Source organism: Bacillus thuringiensis (genome assembly GCF_001595725.1).
In the GTDB taxonomy this organism is placed as follows: domain Bacteria; phylum Bacillota; class Bacilli; order Bacillales; family Bacillaceae_G; genus Bacillus_A; species Bacillus_A thuringiensis_K.
The window spans coordinates 4462155-4478740 of sequence record NZ_CP014282.1 but is presented as its reverse complement, the minus strand read 5'-3'; the positions used below and the strand labels follow the sequence as shown (position 1 = coordinate 4478740).

Below are 16586 nucleotides of genomic sequence, written 5' to 3'. Positions count from 1 at the left end.
TCGGGGTTTTTATGTATGAGTTTAGATTGCCTGATCTTTTCTTGTAAATAGAATATGAAGAATTAATATGAGCATATAAAGTAAGCTAATGAGCATAACAACAAATGCTGTTGGATAAAATTTTGCCGCATATATAAAGAAATCGATTTGATAAATATCTTGGTAATTTGAAACGGTACCTTTAAAGTAATTCGTAAACTTAGCGCTATATTTCCATTCATCAGGATAATCTATTAGATTACTCCCCTGATACCAACTTATAAGTGCTGAAGTAATAAACAACATAAATGAACTTCCGAGTTGAACCATTTGGTTTATTGTCAAAAAGAATCCACCTCCTATTTTATGGTTATTATAGCGTGCATTCGTATGCCTGTAACCTTTTTGTTGTAATCTCCTTTTCGAGTTCATACGGAAATCACATGTAAGCGGTATGATAAACGTATAACAATTAGAAAGGAGTGGTAAAACGAAATGTCACTAGAAGCGCTCATTATTTTTTCTTTGCTAAACGCGGGTCAACTTGCAGAGAATTCGAAGGTTGATATACATAAAGAGCAGAAAGATGCTTATGTATATGTTCAAAAAGAGGAAAATAAATAACTTTATTTTATATATACGAAAAAAGAGGGTATCCCAGAAGGTCGTTAAAATGACCCTTTGGAGATATCTTTTTTGTTATTCATGTATTACTTTTAATGAAATTTGTCCTCTGGGGAGGATAGGTAGCGTAGGGGCATTTCTATCGTTAGACAACATTTTTAAAAATAAAGGGGGTGAAATGTCTACGAAAATCTATAAATTATTACATAATAAAAGCCACAACTCATATGAGTGTGACTTAAATGTTTTTATTCAGCCTCGAAGCGTAAAGTGATGAAAACTCAAATGAAACCATAAGATATCTAGCAGGATTTATTTTCCTAGATTTGAAATTGTTATATCAATTTTGTTTCTTTTTGCAGTGTTTAAAGCGTTGCTTAGTAAATCTAAAAAAGTTGTACTTGTTGGAGTAGCGTGATAATTGGCTAAACTAGTTGTTTTATTAGGAATTTTATTTCCCCAAGGTGGCTGTTTTTCCATGTGCTCAATATCCCAGATGACTTCTGTAGGAGGTAATTCACTTAAAATTTTTCTTATCTCTTCTACATTTTGAAGTGCTTCTTCTGTGTCCTCCCAACGTAACTTGTCGAAATATAAATTCTTCATTAATAGTGGGTACTTAGTGCCCCAACCTTCAGACTCTGTATGATAGGACATGGTTGAAAAAAAGCTATGTAAAAAATCAGGGTGTCCTGTTTCATAGAAAAATATACCTACTTTAAATCCTACTGCCATTAATATCAATCCTCGCGCTTAAATATTACGTTTTTGATGAATAATTACATAAATCAATAAAAAGAAGAACGTTTATTCTCACTACAAGGCGTTCTTCTTTTTTTATTTTATTCGTCGTCTTCAAAATCGCGTAAGCTATCTAGCAATTCTGTAAAAGATGAACAAACAGGGTAAATTGCTTCTTCCATCTCTTCTTCCTCATGATCCCAAAATACGATTGTTGGTGATGCAGGGTTGTTTCGATAATCAAAACACAAGAAATTCCCAAATGGATCATTTGCAAAGGGGTATACGTTGTCTATTAATTCTTCTTTTATATCTTCGTAATTTTGAACAATTGAATATTCATCCTCTATATGAAAAGTCAACAAATCATTGAAGATATTTTCATCTTGCCCAGGTAAATAAAAGCTATTAGGATCAGGATAACCTCCATCGTATTTCTTTACACATGCAATGAAATCTTCAGGAAATTTAATACCAAAATATTTTTCTACTTGTTCAATCTCTTTATCTGTAACTTTCGTTTCACTTACTTCAGACCAAGAAATATGATTCATATATATTCCCCCTTATTTATCACTATCTTTTCCCCAAATTTTATACCCACCTGTGTGACCAGTCTGCTTATGTAATTTCGCATCTACAAGTTGCATTCTTCCTGTATCCTGGTGGTGGTGCCATGTATATGTTTTAGGTTTCTTTCCACTTTTAAACATTTCAATTTCTTTTTCTGTAAATTTAGAAGCTAATTTAGGGTCTTTTAATATTTGTTCGTACAGTGCCTTATTACATATTCTAAATTGTGCTGTTCTATCTTTTTTTAAATCTACTTCTTTTAATGTTATTTCTGTAACGGCATCGAAAATAGGAAATCCTTTTGCGTCATACGGTACACCTGAAACTGGATGTTTATCTCCCGCCAATTCCCCTTTTCTTAATCTAATTGTTTTTGGACCATTTGGACCTTCATAAGTATATGTGGCCGCTTTCTGCAAATATTGTTGTGTACTACCAATACCCGCATATGAAAGGTGATTACCAGCTTTTAACTCATAGTTATTTAATATATATAATGCATTTGTGTATACAGAGGAGTGTGTTAGAAGCGATTTTCCTTTTGTAAGACTTGTAACAGTTGCTACTTTTCCTGCTTGTCCAACTTTATCCAGACCTTTGCTACCAATAAAACCTGTGAGTAGCGAGGTGACTACATAAGCTGCATAATGTTCCCTACTTTCCATATCCCCATTCCATAATTCGTTCATGAATGAATCGGACAGGGCATTCCATGCCGCAGGTAGGGTTTCTTTATAATTTACGATTGCATCTTTCATGTTTAACCAGGTCTCTTTATCTCCCAAAGCAACAAATCCGTCCCATGCGTCTACAACGCCATCTACTACACCAGTGGAAATACCAGTCCAGGCATCGCTCAAATCCTTTTTATTTCTATCCCAAAAGGATTGTTCTGATTGTGGTGGGATTTTGCCACACATTGCACCTTCTTCAATTGAATTATCAGCCTGACGATTCTTATCTTCTGTAATCGATTGAATAGAAGTCACCCATTCCATATTCAACCCTTGTGTACTAAATGTACCACTTGCAGGACTAAAACCTTTTCCACTTTGGACTTCGGCTAAACCTGTCGCAATGTTAGCGGCTAATTGAATTGCTGTACTATAGTTATCGCTAGATGTTTGATTAAATTCATATAGCTGTTCTAGTTTCTCTTGCAGTTTTTGTTTCATGACAGCAAAAAGATTTACGATATCGTTCATGCCCGGATTTGGCATAGTTTGATGGAGTGCTTCTGTACTTGCTATCATTCGGTCAATTTCTCGAATTTGTTCTAATATTTCTTGTTCAATAACATCTGTTGAAGCTACCTGTGATTGAAATTGACTTGGAAAGGCATCGTTCTGACGAATTAATTCCTCACATAAGTAAATAATTCCTTGTGCTAAAGGGCGAAAGGTTTCTGCGAAAAATGCTTTTGCACTATCGTAAGTTTGCCCTTGTAGAACGGTATCACTTGTAAAAGCATCAATTGACTGAATAGCTTGTTCCATACCTTGAATAGTAGCGGTACAGAAAGCATTCATACTTTGTGTTTGAGCCTGTACTTCCCCTAAGTACATATTTAAACTCAAAAATCTCCCTCCTTTAATAAGTAAATTATACCGATTTAAGGAGATAACTGTAAATGTTACATTGCAATGAGTTTATTAGAGATAATAATATACCTAAAAGCGAATTTATCCATATTCCAACTGAAATGGGGAGTAAAGAACTGGTGGTATTAAATGATTCACCAAATAAAAAAGTGAACGAGTATGAAAAAATATTCGTTCACTTTTTTATTTTTATAAATGTAGTTCATAATTTCCGTCAGTACTATCAAGCTTTCTAAATATTTCCTCGAATGGATTAAGCTTTTTTGAGAAACCATTTTTTAATGCAAAGTGGTAACCTTCTTCAGTTATAACTTCTTGTAATACTAATCATTCAAATCCTTTTTCTTTAGCGAATGCTTTAAACTATTCCAGAACAATACTTCCTTTACCTTGATTACTGGGGGTAATGTTTATAGCAGTAATTGTCAAGTATGGATCGGGGAAAAATTCGCTTCTAAGTATTCTTTAGATTTTTTTAGAAGAAATATCTAAAGAATACTTAGAAACCCCTTCTATGAACATTATTTCATCTTGTACTAATTCATCTAATAACATTTTTAATTTTTGAAAGTCTTGTACATGAAGAGGGATCTCGGTGAATTTTTCTTTCAAAACAATTAACTCTTTTTATCATCTGTTTTTTACACTTATCCATTTCTATACACACGCCAACCATTATATTTTTTGTCCCAAACTAGCCCCAGGTGTATACTTTTTAATGCTTTATTTTGCATTATTAGTGACAAATAAAAAAAGCCCAGGCCCCTTGATAAACAAGGTTCCTAAGGCTTTTAATAATACTCTTTTCAGAGTACCGAGATTAACGAGAGTAGAACTCTACGATTAATGCTTCGTTGATTTCAGCTGGTAACTCAGAACGCTCAGCGTGACGAGTGTAAGTAGCTTCTAATTTGTCAGCATCGAAAGTTAAGTATTCTGGTACGAAGTTGTTAACTTCGATCGCTTCTTTAACAACAACAAGGCTGTTAGATTTTTCGCGAACGCTGATAGTTTGACCAGGTTTTACACGGTAAGATGGGATATCTACGCGAGCGCCATCAACCATGATGTGACCGTGGTTTACTAATTGGCGAGCTGCACGACGAGTGCGAGCTAAGCCCATACGGTAAACTAAGTTGTCAAGACGAGCTTCAAGAAGGATCATGAAGTTTTCGCCGTGCTTACCAGGCATTTTACCTGCTTGGTCAAATGTGCGACGGAATTGACGCTCAGTCATGCCGTACATGTGACGAAGTTTTTGTTTCTCTTGTAATTGTAAACCGTATTCTGAAAGTTTCTTACGTTGGTTAGGACCGTGAGGACCTGGTGCGTAAGGGCGTTTTTCTAATTCTTTTCCTGTGCCGCTTAGAGAGATTCCAAGACGACGAGACAGTTTCCAAGCTGGACCTGTATAACGAGCCATAGTTGACTCCTCCTTTAAAAATGTTTTTATTTACGTAAAATAAAAACAGACGTAATCGATATTTACGGGCATTTTATTTTCATGTACCTTCGCTCCAGCAGCAGGGAGTTACGAGATACACCTCCGTAGAGGAACAAAATACAAACGATAAACTCACATTACAAGGCTGCCTTTTTATTTTACACAAACGCTATTATATCTTTTACCCAGAGTTTCGTCAAGCGAGTACGTTTTTGTTTTATGCATAAAAATTTTGGAAATTAATATAAGAAGGAATTTAAAACAATATAGAAGAAGAGAGAGAAACACAAATAAAACGCTTACATAAAATGAAGGAAAACGTTCATCAAATTTTTATGGATGAATATGCGGCAATAAAAACATAAGGGGGATGTTTTTATGAAAAAGAAGCATATGGAGACAGCGTTAATTCACCACGGTTATATACCTGAGGAACATAAAGGAAGTTTAACACCACCTTTATTTCAAACTTCTACATTTACATTTGAAACTGCGCAGCAAGGAGAGGCGAGTTTTGCGGGAGTGGATCCATCTTATATTTACTCACGGCTTGGAAATCCAACTGTGAAATTATTTGAAGAACGTATGGCGGTGTTAGAAGGTGGAGAAGAGGCGCTTGCCTTCGGATCTGGTATGGCAGCTATTTCAGCAACTTTAATTGGTTTTTTAAAGGCTGGAGATCATATTATTTGTTCAAATGGATTATATGGGTGTACGTACGGTTTTTTAGAAGTGTTAGAAGAAAAATTTATGATTACGCATTCGTTTTGTGATATGGAGACAGAGGTTGATATTGAAAATAAAATTCGCCCAAATACAAAGCTTATTTTCGTTGAAACACCAATTAATCCGACAATGAAATTAATTGATTTAAAACAAGTGATTCGGGTTGCGAAGCGAAAAGGCTTACTTGTTATTGTTGATAATACATTTTGTTCACCTTATTTACAAAGACCGCTTGAGCTTGGCTGTGACGCTGTTGTGCATAGTGCGACAAAATATATTGGAGGCCATGGTGACGTTGTAGCGGGCGTAACAATTTGTAAAACGAAAGCATTAGCTGAAAAGATTCGCCCGATGCGAAAGGATATCGGCGGTATTATGGCGCCGTTTGATGCGTGGTTATTATTACGCGGGTTAAAGACGTTAGCAGTAAGAATGGATCGTCATTGTGATAATGCAGAAAAAATTGTATCGTTCTTAAGAAAACATGATGCGGTAGAAGGTGTTTGGTATCCAGAAGGGAAGTTAGCATCTCGTCAAATGAAACAAGGGGGCGGTGTTATTTCTTTTTCAGTAAAAGGCGGAAAAGAAGAGACGCAAGCGTTTATTAATGATCTTCACTTTATTACAATTGCGGTGAGTTTAGGAGATACAGAAACGTTAATTCAGCATCCAGCAACGATGACGCATGCTGCGATTCCAGCTGAACTAAGAAAAGAAATGGGCATTTTCGATAATTTAATACGCTTATCAGTCGGTTTAGAATCGTGGGAGGATATCGCTTCTGATTTAGAGCAGGCATTAAAGAAAATATCTACTGTTAATCAATAAAAAAGAGTGAGCTATCGGTTTTGTACAGGACGTACTAAATCGATAACTCGCTCTTTTCTTTTTACATATGTTTTAGGAGTGTTTCCACAAACTTTTCTAAATAGCGCTGATCTACTTCATCAAAACGATTCTTTTCAGGACTATCAATGTCAAGTACACCAATGACAACTCCTTCTTTCACAATCGGTACAACGATTTCTGAATTAGAAGCACTATCGCAAGCGATGTGACCTGGGAATTGGTGAACGTCTGCTACAAGCTGTGTTGTTTTCGTTTCAGCTGCTACGCCGCAAACGCCTCGTCCAAATGGAATGCGCACGCAAGCAGGCATTCCTTGGAACGGTCCAAGAACAAGCTGAGTTCCTTCTGTTACGTAAAAGCCAACCCAATTAACGCGATCTAAAAATTGGTTTAATAATGCGGACGCATTTGATAAGTTTGCGACTACGTTTGATTCGCCAGTTAATAACGCATCCAGTTGTTTAATTACTGTCTCATATTGCTGCACGCGAGATCCTGCATAACTTTCTTTAGTAAACATGGAAACAGCTCCTTTTTTATCGAGATGTGTAAAATATTAGCAAAATACGATGTATTTCACATGACTTTGTCGATAGAAAATTAAAGGAATTTGTCTTAAAAGTCAAGAAATTTAAACTATAGCTGTTCATTGAAGGGAAGTGAGCGCATGAAGCAGACGAAACAAAAAGTAATTGATGCGGCAATATCGTTGTTTAATACGAAAGGTTATGATGGAACGTCGGTGCGAGACATTGCAAAGCGAGCGGATGTGAATGTAGCGAATATTTCATATTATTTTGCTGGGAAGCAAGGTTTATTAGAACAGCTTATTACTGATTTTTTAGAAGGATATATTCATGTGATTGAAATGTCGTTTGAACAGAGAGAGTATTTGTCGGCTAAAGATGTGATGGTGCAAATGGTGCGCGGGATTTTACGATATCAATTTGAAAATAGAGAACTAACACGTTTCTTCTACCGAGAGCTTTCGCTTGATACGACATTAATTCGTGAAGTGATGACCGTTTATTTTTCTAAAGAAAGATATTATATAGAACAAATGATTAGACAAGGACAAATGAAACAAGAATTTCAGAAAGTATCATTTACAATGTTTATGACGCAATTAAAAGGTATGATAAATATGCCGTTTTTATATCCACAATATATATCAGAAGTACTGCATTCTTTCCCATCTGAGACATTTTTCATAGAAATGTATACGAAAGAGATTGAGCAATGGATGGAACAAGCATTATGTAAAGCGAATATGTACCATGAATGGCCAAGAGCTGTTCATATGTGAAGAATCCCCACCTAACGAACTGAGGTGGGGATTTTTATGTTTACTTTTCTTTGCCATAAATTGTTACATAATAGCGCGATAATTGTTAATGCTGCTCCAGCGATTTCAATTTTATCGACTGTATAACCTCGAAAGATAGAACCGATCAGTGCAAGGATAGGAACTAAATTCATAAATAATATGCCGTTAATAGATGAAATATAGCGATTTCCCATATTCCAGCAAAATACAGCGATAACGCCTGCGATAATCGACATATAAAAGAGCTCAAAACGAACGCTCACAACTGTATGCAGTGACGGCATAGTAACTATATTTGTGTACGTTAAGAAAGTAACAATAACGATGAGTGAAATGGAGCCAAATAAACAAGTTAATGTCGTGTACCTAAGTGGTGACCAAGATTGAAAACGAGCACCCCCGTTTGTATAAATGACCCAGCAAGTAACGCCGCATAGCATCAATATGTTTGTTGATAAGTGGCTTGCAGCTCCAAATAATAAGTGAATATTTCCTTTTGAAATGACAAGCATAACACCAAGTAATGCAACGAACATACAAAGGAATGTATAGTTTTGTGGGCGGCAATTTTTCGTTATCCATTGCAGTGATAAGGCAATCAGTGGCATAAGGGATTGAATCATAGCTGCATGGATTGCTCCGGAAGGTCCAGCAAGTTGTTGTCCGTAGAAAACGAGAAAACCATACCCCGCGAAACCGACTGTCCCGTAAAAGAATAGAGAAAGTGTTCTTTTTTCTAAACTGAGCGAAGTCTTTCCTTCAGTAATTAATAGCAAAATAAGAAAAATAATAGCTGCTGATCCATAGCGAATCGTTGTGAAGAAGAACGGATCGATAAATTGCAGAGCATTTTCCATTACAGGAAACATAAATCCCCAGGCAGTGACGGCGAGTAAGCATAGAAAGGATCCGAGTAGCATTTGTTTTTTGTTCAAGAGTATCTTTCCCCTTTACATTTCGTTATAGTAAGTTGATGAAATAAGTATAAAGAGTAATTGTTTATAGGAGGAAATAGCGATTTCTTATAACGGTTATAACTTTTTGTTAGAGGTGTGTACGATGGATTTGGAGGCAGTACGATCGTTTATTGAAGTGAAGCATACGCGAAGTTTATCAAAGGCAAGTAAGATTTTACATATATCTCAACCAGCGCTTAGTAAACAAATTCAAAAGTTAGAAGCGGATTTAGAGGTTACTTTACTTAAGCGTTCTGCGCAAGGAGTAGAGTTAACGGAGGCGGGAGAGTTATTTATAAAAAGAATGCTACCGATTTTGGAGCAAATAAATGAAGTGAAAACAGAAATGAGGGGATATCAAGAGAACCAGAAATTTTCAATTGGTATACTACCGAGTTTAGCAGAGCATTACATATCAGAATGTAAAGATATATTAGGTGATGAGTTCGAATTGGAATGGCAAATCGGGCATACGGAAGTATTAAGAGATTTATTTAAAGCGCGGGAGATTGACGCGATGTTCATCGATTCAATAGTAGAAGGGGCTACGTATATAAAAGAAGTACAACAAGAGAAAATTGTTTGTGCCGTTTCAACTAATCATCCGTACAAAGAGAAGATAGTCATTCAAATAGAAGAGCTGCACAATGAAAAATTAATTGTATATCCAGAAATATGTGATGTAAGGAAAATGATTATGAACATGTTTCATGAAATAGGTGTAAAACCAACTATAGCTGTGGAAACATCTTACGCAGAACCGATGCTTGCAATGGTAAAAGCTGGCCTTGGTATCACGTTACTTCCAGAAAGGGCAGTAGAGCAGTCTGTAAGGCAAGGAAATGTACATGTAATTTCTGTTGAACCACCACTCATGCGGAAAATTTATTTCGTATCCCATACGAAAGATTGTTTGTTATTACAATCATTTGAGGATAGGTAGTGAGGTAGGCGGAATATTGAGAAAGATTACAATCACATTGAAAGAAACATGAAATTTTAAAAAAAACTAGGTCAAAAACAAACCATTACATGGTATGATTAGTACATTGTTAGTTGTTAAATATAGGGGAATTCCCTTTTTATACATAATGCCTTCCATTTCATAAACGGAACGGACAAAAAAAGAGATATAACTAGGAGGCTTTTTTGCATGGATTCTATCCTGACGATCGTTATCATTGTAGTAAGCTCTATTCTAGTGCTGCTCATGATAGAGCTTGTGATAAGAAATCGTTCATATAAAGATATTGAAGCACTGGAGCAGTGGAAACAAGAGATAAAAGATAAACCTGTGGCAGATGAACTAAAACGGGTAAAAGATTTAAACATGACGGGTCAAACAGAAGAACTGTTTGGTAAATGGCGTGAAGAATGGGATGAAATTGTATCAACAACCCTTCCGAAAGCTGACAAAGATTTAGCGCAAGCGCGAAAATTCGCCTCGCAATTCTCCTTCCGAAAAGCAAAGCATGCGATGAACGAATCCATAAGTGGTTTAGATGACGCTGATAATCGTATTACGGACATTTTAAATGAATTACAGCAATTGTTAGAAAGCCATGAGAAAAATAGCTCGGAAATTGAAGGGTTACGTGATACATATCGTAGTATGAAAAAGAGTGTTCTTGCTCATAGACATATGTATGGAGCAGCAGAGCAGAAAATCGAAGAGATGTTAGACGCTGAATCTGAGAAATTTAAAACCTTTGAAGAAGCAACAAACAATGGCGACTATTTAAAAGCGAGAGAAATTGTTATTAGTTTGGAAGAAGGTTTAGCAGATTTAGAAATCATTATTCACCAAATTCCAGATTTATTGGTAGAGTGTCAAGCGACGTTACCAGTTCAACTGGAAGATTTATTACACGGACATAATGATATGGTAAGACAAGGTTATGTATTAGATTATTTGGAAGTCCCTAAAGAAGTTCGCGATATGACGAAACAACTACAAACATGTTTAATGGATATACAGGAGCTTCATATAACAGAAGCGGCTGAAAAAGTAGAAAACTTAAAAACACGTTTAGATGGGTTCTACGATCAGCTGGAACAAGAAGTACATGCGAGACATTATGTGGAGCAAAAAACACTTTCTGTTTATGATGACTTAGAAGAAATGCGCATCGAAACGATTGAAACGAAAACAGAAACACAACTTGTGAAACAAAGCTATCAATTGCAAGATAAGGATATTGAGTCTCAAAAAGTAATTGAAAAGCAAATGCACATTTTAACGAAACGTTTTGAAATGTTGCAATTACGCGTTGCTGAACAAGATATTGCCTTCTCTATTATTCGTGAGGAACTAGAAGAGGTTTATGAGCAATGTGAAACGTTAAAAGTACTTCATGCAGAATATAAAGAAATGCTGCAAGCGATGCGTAAAGAAGAATTTGAAGCGCGTGAGAAGTTACAAGAAATGCGAAATACTATTTTCGAAACGAAACGCTTTATGCAAAAGTCGAATTTGCCAGGTCTTCCAGAGAGTATTATGGAAGATTTAAAAAGAGGGCAAATGGCAATGCAAGCTGTATATGAACAATTAGAAGTGAAGCCGTTAAATATGAACGCTGTAAATAGCAGTTTAGAAGAAGCATATACAACTGTGAACGATGTAGCTGAAATGACAGAAGAGTTAATTGGACAAGCATATTTAGTGGAAAAATTAATTCAGTACGGTAACCGTTACCGCAGTCATGATGAAAACCTAGCAGAAAGTTTAAATTATGCTGAGAAATTATTCCGTGAATACCAATACGATGCAGCTTTAGAACAAGCGGCTTCAGTATTAGAGCAACTTGAACCTGGCGTTGTTCAAAAAATAGCTGAATATGTAGACAATGAACAAACCCTTTCATAAAAGGGTTTGTTTTTTTATGTAATTTTGCAGGCGATGTTGCTATAATGAATAGCGGAATACAGCAAGGTTATTCGTTTCAAAATAAAGTGAAACTGTAATCGGTGGGAGGATTCATCCCCACTGATTACTAGCCTTCACCAATCGGGCATTTACGGGCAGTTAATCTCCCATCTAACTTCTTTGCTCTAACTGGATTTTGAGGTGAGAGTCTTATTGCCCGTTAACGCGGGATAAAGTGAAACTGTAATAGGAGGGCATCCTCGCCAATTATTAGTCTTCACCAATCGAGATAAAACGGAACCTTTGCGTAGTCTTAGCGTAATGACACGTATTTATGATATGATTATACGATGTGATAGCGCTGAAAGGGGAAGAACGATGATCTATTTTGATAATAGTGCGACGACGAAGCCATATCCAGAAGCTCTTCAATCATACGTGACGGTTGCTGGGAAATATTTTGGTAATCCTTCTTCTATTCATTCGCTTGGAGGAGAGGCAGAGCGTCTATTAACACAATCAAGAACGATTGCAGCGCAGCTTCTTCGTGTTAAACCTTCTGAAATTATTTTCACATCAGGTGGAACGGAAGGGAATAACCTTGCGATTAAAGGGATAGCGATGAGGAATCGTTCGCGCGGCAAACATATCATTACAACAAATATTGAACACGCGTCTGTGTTTGAGGCATATAAGCAATTAGAAGAACTCGGGTTTGATGTAACATATTTACCGGTTAACGAGCATGGGGTTGTATCGGTAGAAGATGTGAAACGAGCACTTCGTGAAGATACGATTCTTGTGTCAATTATTCATGTGAACAACGAAACTGGAGCAATTCAGCCCGTTGCTGAAATTGGAACGTTATTATCGAATCATCCGAAAATAAGATTCCATGTAGATCATGTGCAAGGGATAGGAAAAGTACCGCTTGATTTATATGCTTCTCATATTGATCTTTGCTCAATATCTGGACATAAATTCCACAGTGTAAAAGGAACGGGTCTTCTCTATGTACGCGATGGCGTAAGATTAGATCCAATTTTATCAGGTGGTCAACAAGAGCTTAAGTATCGCTCTGGTACAGAGAATTTACCTGGCATTGTAGCGATGGTGAAAGCACTTCGCATGACAATGGAACAAGTGAAAGAAAAGGTAGCTCATTTGCAAAGTTTACAAGCAGAGCTTGTTCGTTTCTTTAAAGAGATGGAAGATGTAACGATTAACACGTCGCTTGCCTATGCAGCACCGCACATTTTAAATGTATCATTTGTTGGTTTAAAACCAGAAGTAGTCGTTCATGCTTTAGAAGAACACGGTGTATATGTGTCAACGAAATCTGCTTGTTCTTCAAAAGCAAATGAAGTGAGCAGAGTGTTAGTGTCAATGGGAGTGCCGCATGCAGCAGCTGCAAGCGCTATTCGTATTAGTTTGGCACCAGAAAACACAATGGAAGAAGTAAAACAATTTGAAGGTATTGTAAAAGAGACGATGCCAAAATTATATGAAGTGATGAGGTAAAGAAATTATGTTGAAATATGAATATATTTTAGTGCGTTATGGAGAAATGACGACAAAAGGTAAGAACCGTTCTAAGTTTGTAAGCACATTAAAAGATAACGTGAAGTTCAAACTGAAAAAATTCCCAAATATTAAAATCGATGCAACACATGATCGTATGTACATCCAGTTAAATGGTGAAGATCATGAAGCAGTCTCTGAAAGATTGAAGGATGTATTCGGTATTCATAAATTTAACTTAGCGATGAAAGTACCATCAGAATTAGAAGACATTAAAGAAGGTGCATTAGCAGCTTTCTTACAAGTAAAAGGTGATGTGAAAACATTTAAAATTACTGTACACCGTTCTTATAAGCATTTCCCAATGAGAACGATGGAATTATTACCTGAGATTGGCGGACATATTCTAGAAAACACAGAAGATATTACAGTAGATGTTCATAATCCAGATGTAAATGTACGCGTAGAGATCCGCAGTGGCTATAGCTATATCATGTGCGATGAGCGTATGGGGGCTGGCGGTTTACCAGTTGGCGTTGGCGGAAAAGTAATGGTACTTCTTTCTGGTGGTATTGATAGCCCAGTAGCAGCGTACTTAACGATGAAACGCGGCGTATCTGTGGAAGCAGTTCACTTCCATAGTCCACCTTTCACAAGTGAGCGTGCAAAACAAAAAGTAATCGATTTAGCGCAAGAGTTAACGAAGTATTGTAAACGAGTAACGCTTCACCTTGTTCCGTTTACAGAAGTGCAAAAAACGATTAATAAAGAAATCCCATCTAGCTATTCAATGACGGTTATGCGCCGTATGATGATGCGTATTACAGAACGTATTGCTGAGGAGCGTAACGCACTTGCAATTACGACTGGTGAAAGTCTTGGACAAGTAGCAAGCCAAACGTTAGATAGTATGCATACGATTAACGAAGTAACAAACTACCCAGTTATTCGTCCGCTTATTACGATGGATAAATTAGAGATTATTAAAATCGCTGAAGAAATCGGCACATATGATATTTCAATTCGTCCATATGAAGATTGCTGTACTGTATTCACACCAGCAAGCCCAGCGACAAAGCCGAAACGTGAAAAAGCAAATCGTTTTGAAGCGAAATACGATTTCACGCCATTAATCGATGAAGCTGTAGCGAACAAAGAAACAATGGTATTACAAACGGTAGAAGTAGTGGCGGAAGAAGAAAAATTTGAAGAACTTTTCTAAAACCATAAATTACCATATCTAAAACGTGTATGAAGTCATGTTATTTATCACACTCTATACTCACAAGGAGGTGATATAACATGTCACGTAGCACAAATAAATTAGCGGTTCCTGGTGCTGAATCAGCATTAGACCAAATGAAATACGAAATCGCTCAAGAGTTTGGTGTTCAACTTGGAGCTGATGCAACAGCTCGCGCTAACGGTTCTGTTGGTGGTGAAATCACTAAACGTCTAGTTTCACTAGCTGAGCAACAATTAGGCGGTTACCAAAAATAATCCCATATGATGGCTTAGAAAGAGCGGGTTCTCCCGCTCTTTCTTTTTTGTGTTGTGTCGCTATTTGTCGGTAAGTCGATGTAATTTCGTTTGCTAATTCGACAGAACTGAAAAATTTGTCAAAAGAAGAGGGTTCAAAATTAACAGAAAATTCTTTATTATATAAAGGAGGCATAAAGAAAAGGGAGGATATTTTATGAAGCGAGAAGAATTGTTGGCGCCACCGTCTTATAATTTAGTTTCTGAAATAGAGAAATATACGGGTGATAAAGGGAAGTTAGCTTTAATTTGGCAAGATGATAAAGGGAATCGAAGGGAAGTTACATACGCTGAATTAATGCAAGGTGCGAATAAAATTGGAAACGCTTTTATAAAAAGTGGTTTGCAAAAAGGGGACAAGCTTCTCATTATGATGCCGCGTTTAATTGAAGCGTACATGACGTATATTGCTGCTATTAAAGCAGGATTTGTCGTAATTCCAAGCTCGGAAATGTTACGTAAAAAAGATATAGAATATCGAATTGGACATGGAGAAGTAAAAGCGATAGTAAGTTATGAGCCGTATATTAGGCAATTTGATGATATAAAAGCGATGGAATCTCTTCGAAAATTTGTCCTGAGCGAGCAATCAGTAGATGGATGGGTTAATTTGAAAACAGCGTTAGAAACAGAGAGTGACATGTTAGAAATGGCGAAGACAGATAAAGAAGATATGGTCTTTTTATCTTACACGTCAGGAACGACAGGAAATCCAAAAGGTGTCGTTCATACACATGCGTGGGCATACGCTCATTTACGTACGAGCGCTCCAAATTGGCTCGGAATTGAAGAGAATGATATTGTATGGGCAACAGCTAGTCCAGGCTGGCAAAAGTGGATTTGGAGCCCGTTTTTAGCAACGCTAGGATCAGGGGCAACAGGATTTGTATATCACGGTAAGTTTGAACCGAAAACGTACCTGAATTTATTAGACGATAATAAGGTGAATGTGCTTTGTTGTACACCGACTGAGTATAGATTAATGGCAAAGGTAGAAGATTTAAGCCAGTACAATTTAGAGGCATTACATAGCGCTGTATCCGCAGGAGAGCCGTTAAATAGAGAAGTCATTGAAACGTTCCAAAAGCACTTTCATATTACAGTAAGAGACGGCTATGGGCAAACGGAAAATACATTACTTGTTGGTGTAATGAAAGGGATGGATATTAGACCAGGATCAATGGGGAAACCAACGCCAGGTAACCACGTCGATATCGTAAATGAGGAAGGTACTCCAGTTAAAGTAGGCGAAGTTGGTGATATTGCAGTTCACATTGAAACGCCGGCCCTCTTTAAACAATATTACAAAGACAATGAACGTACAGCGATGCAATTTCGCGGTGATTATTATATTACAGGTGATAAAGCGAAGAAAGATGAAGACGGCTACTTCTGGTTTGAAGGGCGCGGTGATGATATCATTATTAGTTCTGGTTATACAATCGGGCCATTTGAAGTAGAGGATGCTCTTGTAAAACATCCGTACGTAAGAGAATGTGCAGTTGTCGCAAGTCCTGATGAAATTCGTGGAAGTGTCGTGAAGGCATTTATCGTATTAAGAGAGAATATAGAAAAGAACGAAGAAACATTAATTCCAACACTCCAACAACACGTCAAAGAACTCACTGCACCATATAAATACCCTCGCAAAATTGAATTTGTAGATGAACTACCAAAAACGATTTCTGGAAAAATTCGCCGTATTGAACTTAGAAAACAAGAGATGGAGATTCCGTCAAAATAATTTTGAAAACAGTGAAGTAAATAGTTGAATGAAATGCAAAACAATGATAAAATAAAAACGAACACAAGTTCGATTTTATAAACTAAAAAAAGAGGT

17 protein-coding genes and 1 pseudogene are annotated in these 16586 nt (G+C 36.8%); 10 read left to right on the top strand and 8 right to left on the bottom strand.

Annotated elements, in window-relative coordinates; all coding sequences use genetic code 11:
• Positions 1–21 precede the first annotated feature (21 nt).
• Positions 22–411 (bottom strand): YjdJ family protein, encoded by a 390-nt coding sequence (locus AXW78_RS22455; protein WP_081114006.1) that lies wholly within the window; start codon positions 409–411, stop codon positions 22–24.
• Positions 412–474: 63 nt separating this feature from the next.
• Between AXW78_RS22455 and AXW78_RS22450 the strand changes: the two genes are divergently transcribed.
• Positions 475–603 carry a hypothetical protein gene (locus AXW78_RS22450; protein ID WP_000050940.1) on the top strand — a complete coding sequence of 43 codons (129 nt, stop codon included), beginning with the start codon at positions 475–477 and terminating at the stop codon, positions 601–603.
• Positions 604–915: 312 nt separating this feature from the next.
• On the opposite strand, the gene AXW78_RS22440 is transcribed toward AXW78_RS22450, so the two are convergent.
• The 3 genes from AXW78_RS22440 to AXW78_RS22430 form a co-directional block, all read right to left on the bottom strand.
• A complete protein-coding gene (locus AXW78_RS22440; RefSeq protein WP_061884671.1) occupies positions 916–1338 on the bottom strand; it encodes an immunity 70 family protein in 423 nt (140 codons plus the stop codon).
• Positions 1339–1445: 107 nt separating this feature from the next.
• Positions 1446–1898: an SMI1/KNR4 family protein gene (locus AXW78_RS22435; RefSeq protein WP_001015677.1), complete on the bottom strand. Its 453-nt coding sequence runs from the start codon at positions 1896–1898 to the stop codon at positions 1446–1448.
• A gap of 12 nt (positions 1899–1910) precedes the next feature.
• On the bottom strand, positions 1911–3494 hold the full coding sequence (locus AXW78_RS22430; protein ID WP_000056040.1) for an HNH endonuclease: 1584 nt from the start codon (positions 3492–3494) through the stop codon (positions 1911–1913).
• Between the two features lie 53 nt (positions 3495–3547).
• Here AXW78_RS22430 and AXW78_RS33960 point away from each other — a divergent pair, with 53 nt between their 5' ends.
• Positions 3548–3754: a hypothetical protein gene (locus AXW78_RS33960; RefSeq protein WP_000902086.1), complete on the top strand. Its 207-nt coding sequence runs from the start codon at positions 3548–3550 to the stop codon at positions 3752–3754.
• Here the strand turns inward: AXW78_RS33960 and AXW78_RS34955 are convergent.
• Both AXW78_RS34955 and rpsD read right to left on the bottom strand, forming a co-directional pair.
• Positions 3708–4130: pseudogene (locus AXW78_RS34955) on the bottom strand (N-acetyltransferase). The gene AXW78_RS33960 and the pseudogene AXW78_RS34955 overlap by 47 nt on opposite strands.
• Before the next feature lie 208 nt (positions 4131–4338).
• The gene (rpsD, locus tag AXW78_RS22420) at positions 4339–4941 is read right to left on the bottom strand and encodes a 30S ribosomal protein S4 (RefSeq protein WP_000135317.1); all 603 of its coding nucleotides are present in this window, start codon (positions 4939–4941) and stop codon (positions 4339–4341) included.
• A 399-nt stretch (positions 4942–5340) separates the two neighbouring features.
• On the opposite strand from rpsD, the gene megL reads away from it, so the two are divergent.
• Positions 5341–6516: a methionine gamma-lyase gene (megL, locus tag AXW78_RS22415; RefSeq protein WP_061884670.1), complete on the top strand. Its 1176-nt coding sequence runs from the start codon at positions 5341–5343 to the stop codon at positions 6514–6516.
• 61 nt (positions 6517–6577) lie between these two features.
• Here megL and AXW78_RS22410 read toward each other — a convergent pair whose 3' ends face one another.
• The gene (locus AXW78_RS22410) at positions 6578–7057 is read right to left on the bottom strand and encodes a GAF domain-containing protein (RefSeq protein WP_000494343.1); all 480 of its coding nucleotides are present in this window, start codon (positions 7055–7057) and stop codon (positions 6578–6580) included.
• Between the two features lie 147 nt (positions 7058–7204).
• Between AXW78_RS22410 and refZ the strand changes: the two genes are divergently transcribed.
• Positions 7205–7843, top strand: a complete 639-nt coding sequence (gene refZ, locus AXW78_RS22405; RefSeq protein WP_000814921.1) for a forespore capture DNA-binding protein RefZ — start codon at positions 7205–7207, stop codon at positions 7841–7843.
• Positions 7844–7854: 11 nt separating this feature from the next.
• Here refZ and AXW78_RS22400 read toward each other — a convergent pair whose 3' ends face one another.
• On the bottom strand, positions 7855–8799 hold the full coding sequence (locus tag AXW78_RS22400) for a DMT family transporter (protein ID WP_061884669.1): 945 nt from the start codon (positions 8797–8799) through the stop codon (positions 7855–7857).
• Between the two features lie 124 nt (positions 8800–8923).
• On the opposite strand from AXW78_RS22400, the gene AXW78_RS22395 reads away from it, so the two are divergent.
• The 6 genes from AXW78_RS22395 to mbcS all read left to right on the top strand — a co-directional run bounded on the left by AXW78_RS22395 (position 8924) and on the right by mbcS (position 16490).
• The gene (locus AXW78_RS22395) at positions 8924–9763 is read left to right on the top strand and encodes a LysR family transcriptional regulator (protein ID WP_000362521.1); all 840 of its coding nucleotides are present in this window, start codon (positions 8924–8926) and stop codon (positions 9761–9763) included.
• A 210-nt stretch (positions 9764–9973) separates the two neighbouring features.
• Positions 9974–11686, top strand: a complete 1713-nt coding sequence (gene ezrA, locus AXW78_RS22390) for a septation ring formation regulator EzrA (protein ID WP_000377300.1) — start codon at positions 9974–9976, stop codon at positions 11684–11686.
• 378 nt (positions 11687–12064) lie between these two features.
• Positions 12065–13207 (top strand): cysteine desulfurase family protein, encoded by a 1143-nt coding sequence (locus tag AXW78_RS22385; protein ID WP_000638992.1) that lies wholly within the window; start codon positions 12065–12067, stop codon positions 13205–13207.
• A gap of 7 nt (positions 13208–13214) precedes the next feature.
• Positions 13215–14429, top strand: a complete 1215-nt coding sequence (thiI, locus tag AXW78_RS22380; protein ID WP_000922337.1) for a tRNA uracil 4-sulfurtransferase ThiI — start codon at positions 13215–13217, stop codon at positions 14427–14429.
• A gap of 80 nt (positions 14430–14509) precedes the next feature.
• The gene (locus tag AXW78_RS22375; RefSeq protein ID WP_000091640.1) at positions 14510–14707 is read left to right on the top strand and encodes an alpha/beta-type small acid-soluble spore protein; all 198 of its coding nucleotides are present in this window, start codon (positions 14510–14512) and stop codon (positions 14705–14707) included.
• Positions 14708–14903: 196 nt separating this feature from the next.
• Positions 14904–16490 (top strand): acyl-CoA synthetase MbcS, encoded by a 1587-nt coding sequence (gene mbcS, locus AXW78_RS22370; RefSeq protein ID WP_000817776.1) that lies wholly within the window; start codon positions 14904–14906, stop codon positions 16488–16490.
• Positions 16491–16586: the final 96 nt, after the last annotated feature.

Bases quoted from the DNA above. Each gene is read 5' to 3' on its own strand.
- AXW78_RS22455 (WP_081114006.1), bottom strand. From the start codon at position 411: ATGAACTCGAAAAGGAGATTACAACAAAAAGGTTACAGGCATACGAAT.
- AXW78_RS22450 (WP_000050940.1), top strand. From the start codon at position 475: ATGTCACTAGAAGCGCTCATTATTTTTTCTTTGCTAAACGCGGGTCAA.
- AXW78_RS22440 (WP_061884671.1), bottom strand. From the start codon at position 1,338: ATGGCAGTAGGATTTAAAGTAGGTATATTTTTCTATGAAACAGGACAC.
- AXW78_RS22435 (WP_001015677.1), bottom strand. From the start codon at position 1,898: ATGAATCATATTTCTTGGTCTGAAGTAAGTGAAACGAAAGTTACAGAT.
- AXW78_RS33960 (WP_000902086.1), top strand. From the start codon at position 3,548: ATGTTACATTGCAATGAGTTTATTAGAGATAATAATATACCTAAAAGC.
- rpsD (WP_000135317.1), bottom strand. From the start codon at position 4,941: ATGGCTCGTTATACAGGTCCAGCTTGGAAACTGTCTCGTCGTCTTGGA.
- megL (WP_061884670.1), top strand. From the start codon at position 5,341: ATGAAAAAGAAGCATATGGAGACAGCGTTAATTCACCACGGTTATATA.
- AXW78_RS22410 (WP_000494343.1), bottom strand. From the start codon at position 7,057: ATGTTTACTAAAGAAAGTTATGCAGGATCTCGCGTGCAGCAATATGAG.
- refZ (WP_000814921.1), top strand. From the start codon at position 7,205: ATGAAGCAGACGAAACAAAAAGTAATTGATGCGGCAATATCGTTGTTT.
- AXW78_RS22395 (WP_000362521.1), top strand. From the start codon at position 8,924: ATGGATTTGGAGGCAGTACGATCGTTTATTGAAGTGAAGCATACGCGA.
- ezrA (WP_000377300.1), top strand. From the start codon at position 9,974: ATGGATTCTATCCTGACGATCGTTATCATTGTAGTAAGCTCTATTCTA.
- AXW78_RS22385 (WP_000638992.1), top strand. From the start codon at position 12,065: ATGATCTATTTTGATAATAGTGCGACGACGAAGCCATATCCAGAAGCT.
- thiI (WP_000922337.1), top strand. From the start codon at position 13,215: ATGTTGAAATATGAATATATTTTAGTGCGTTATGGAGAAATGACGACA.
- AXW78_RS22375 (WP_000091640.1), top strand. From the start codon at position 14,510: ATGTCACGTAGCACAAATAAATTAGCGGTTCCTGGTGCTGAATCAGCA.
- mbcS (WP_000817776.1), top strand. From the start codon at position 14,904: ATGAAGCGAGAAGAATTGTTGGCGCCACCGTCTTATAATTTAGTTTCT.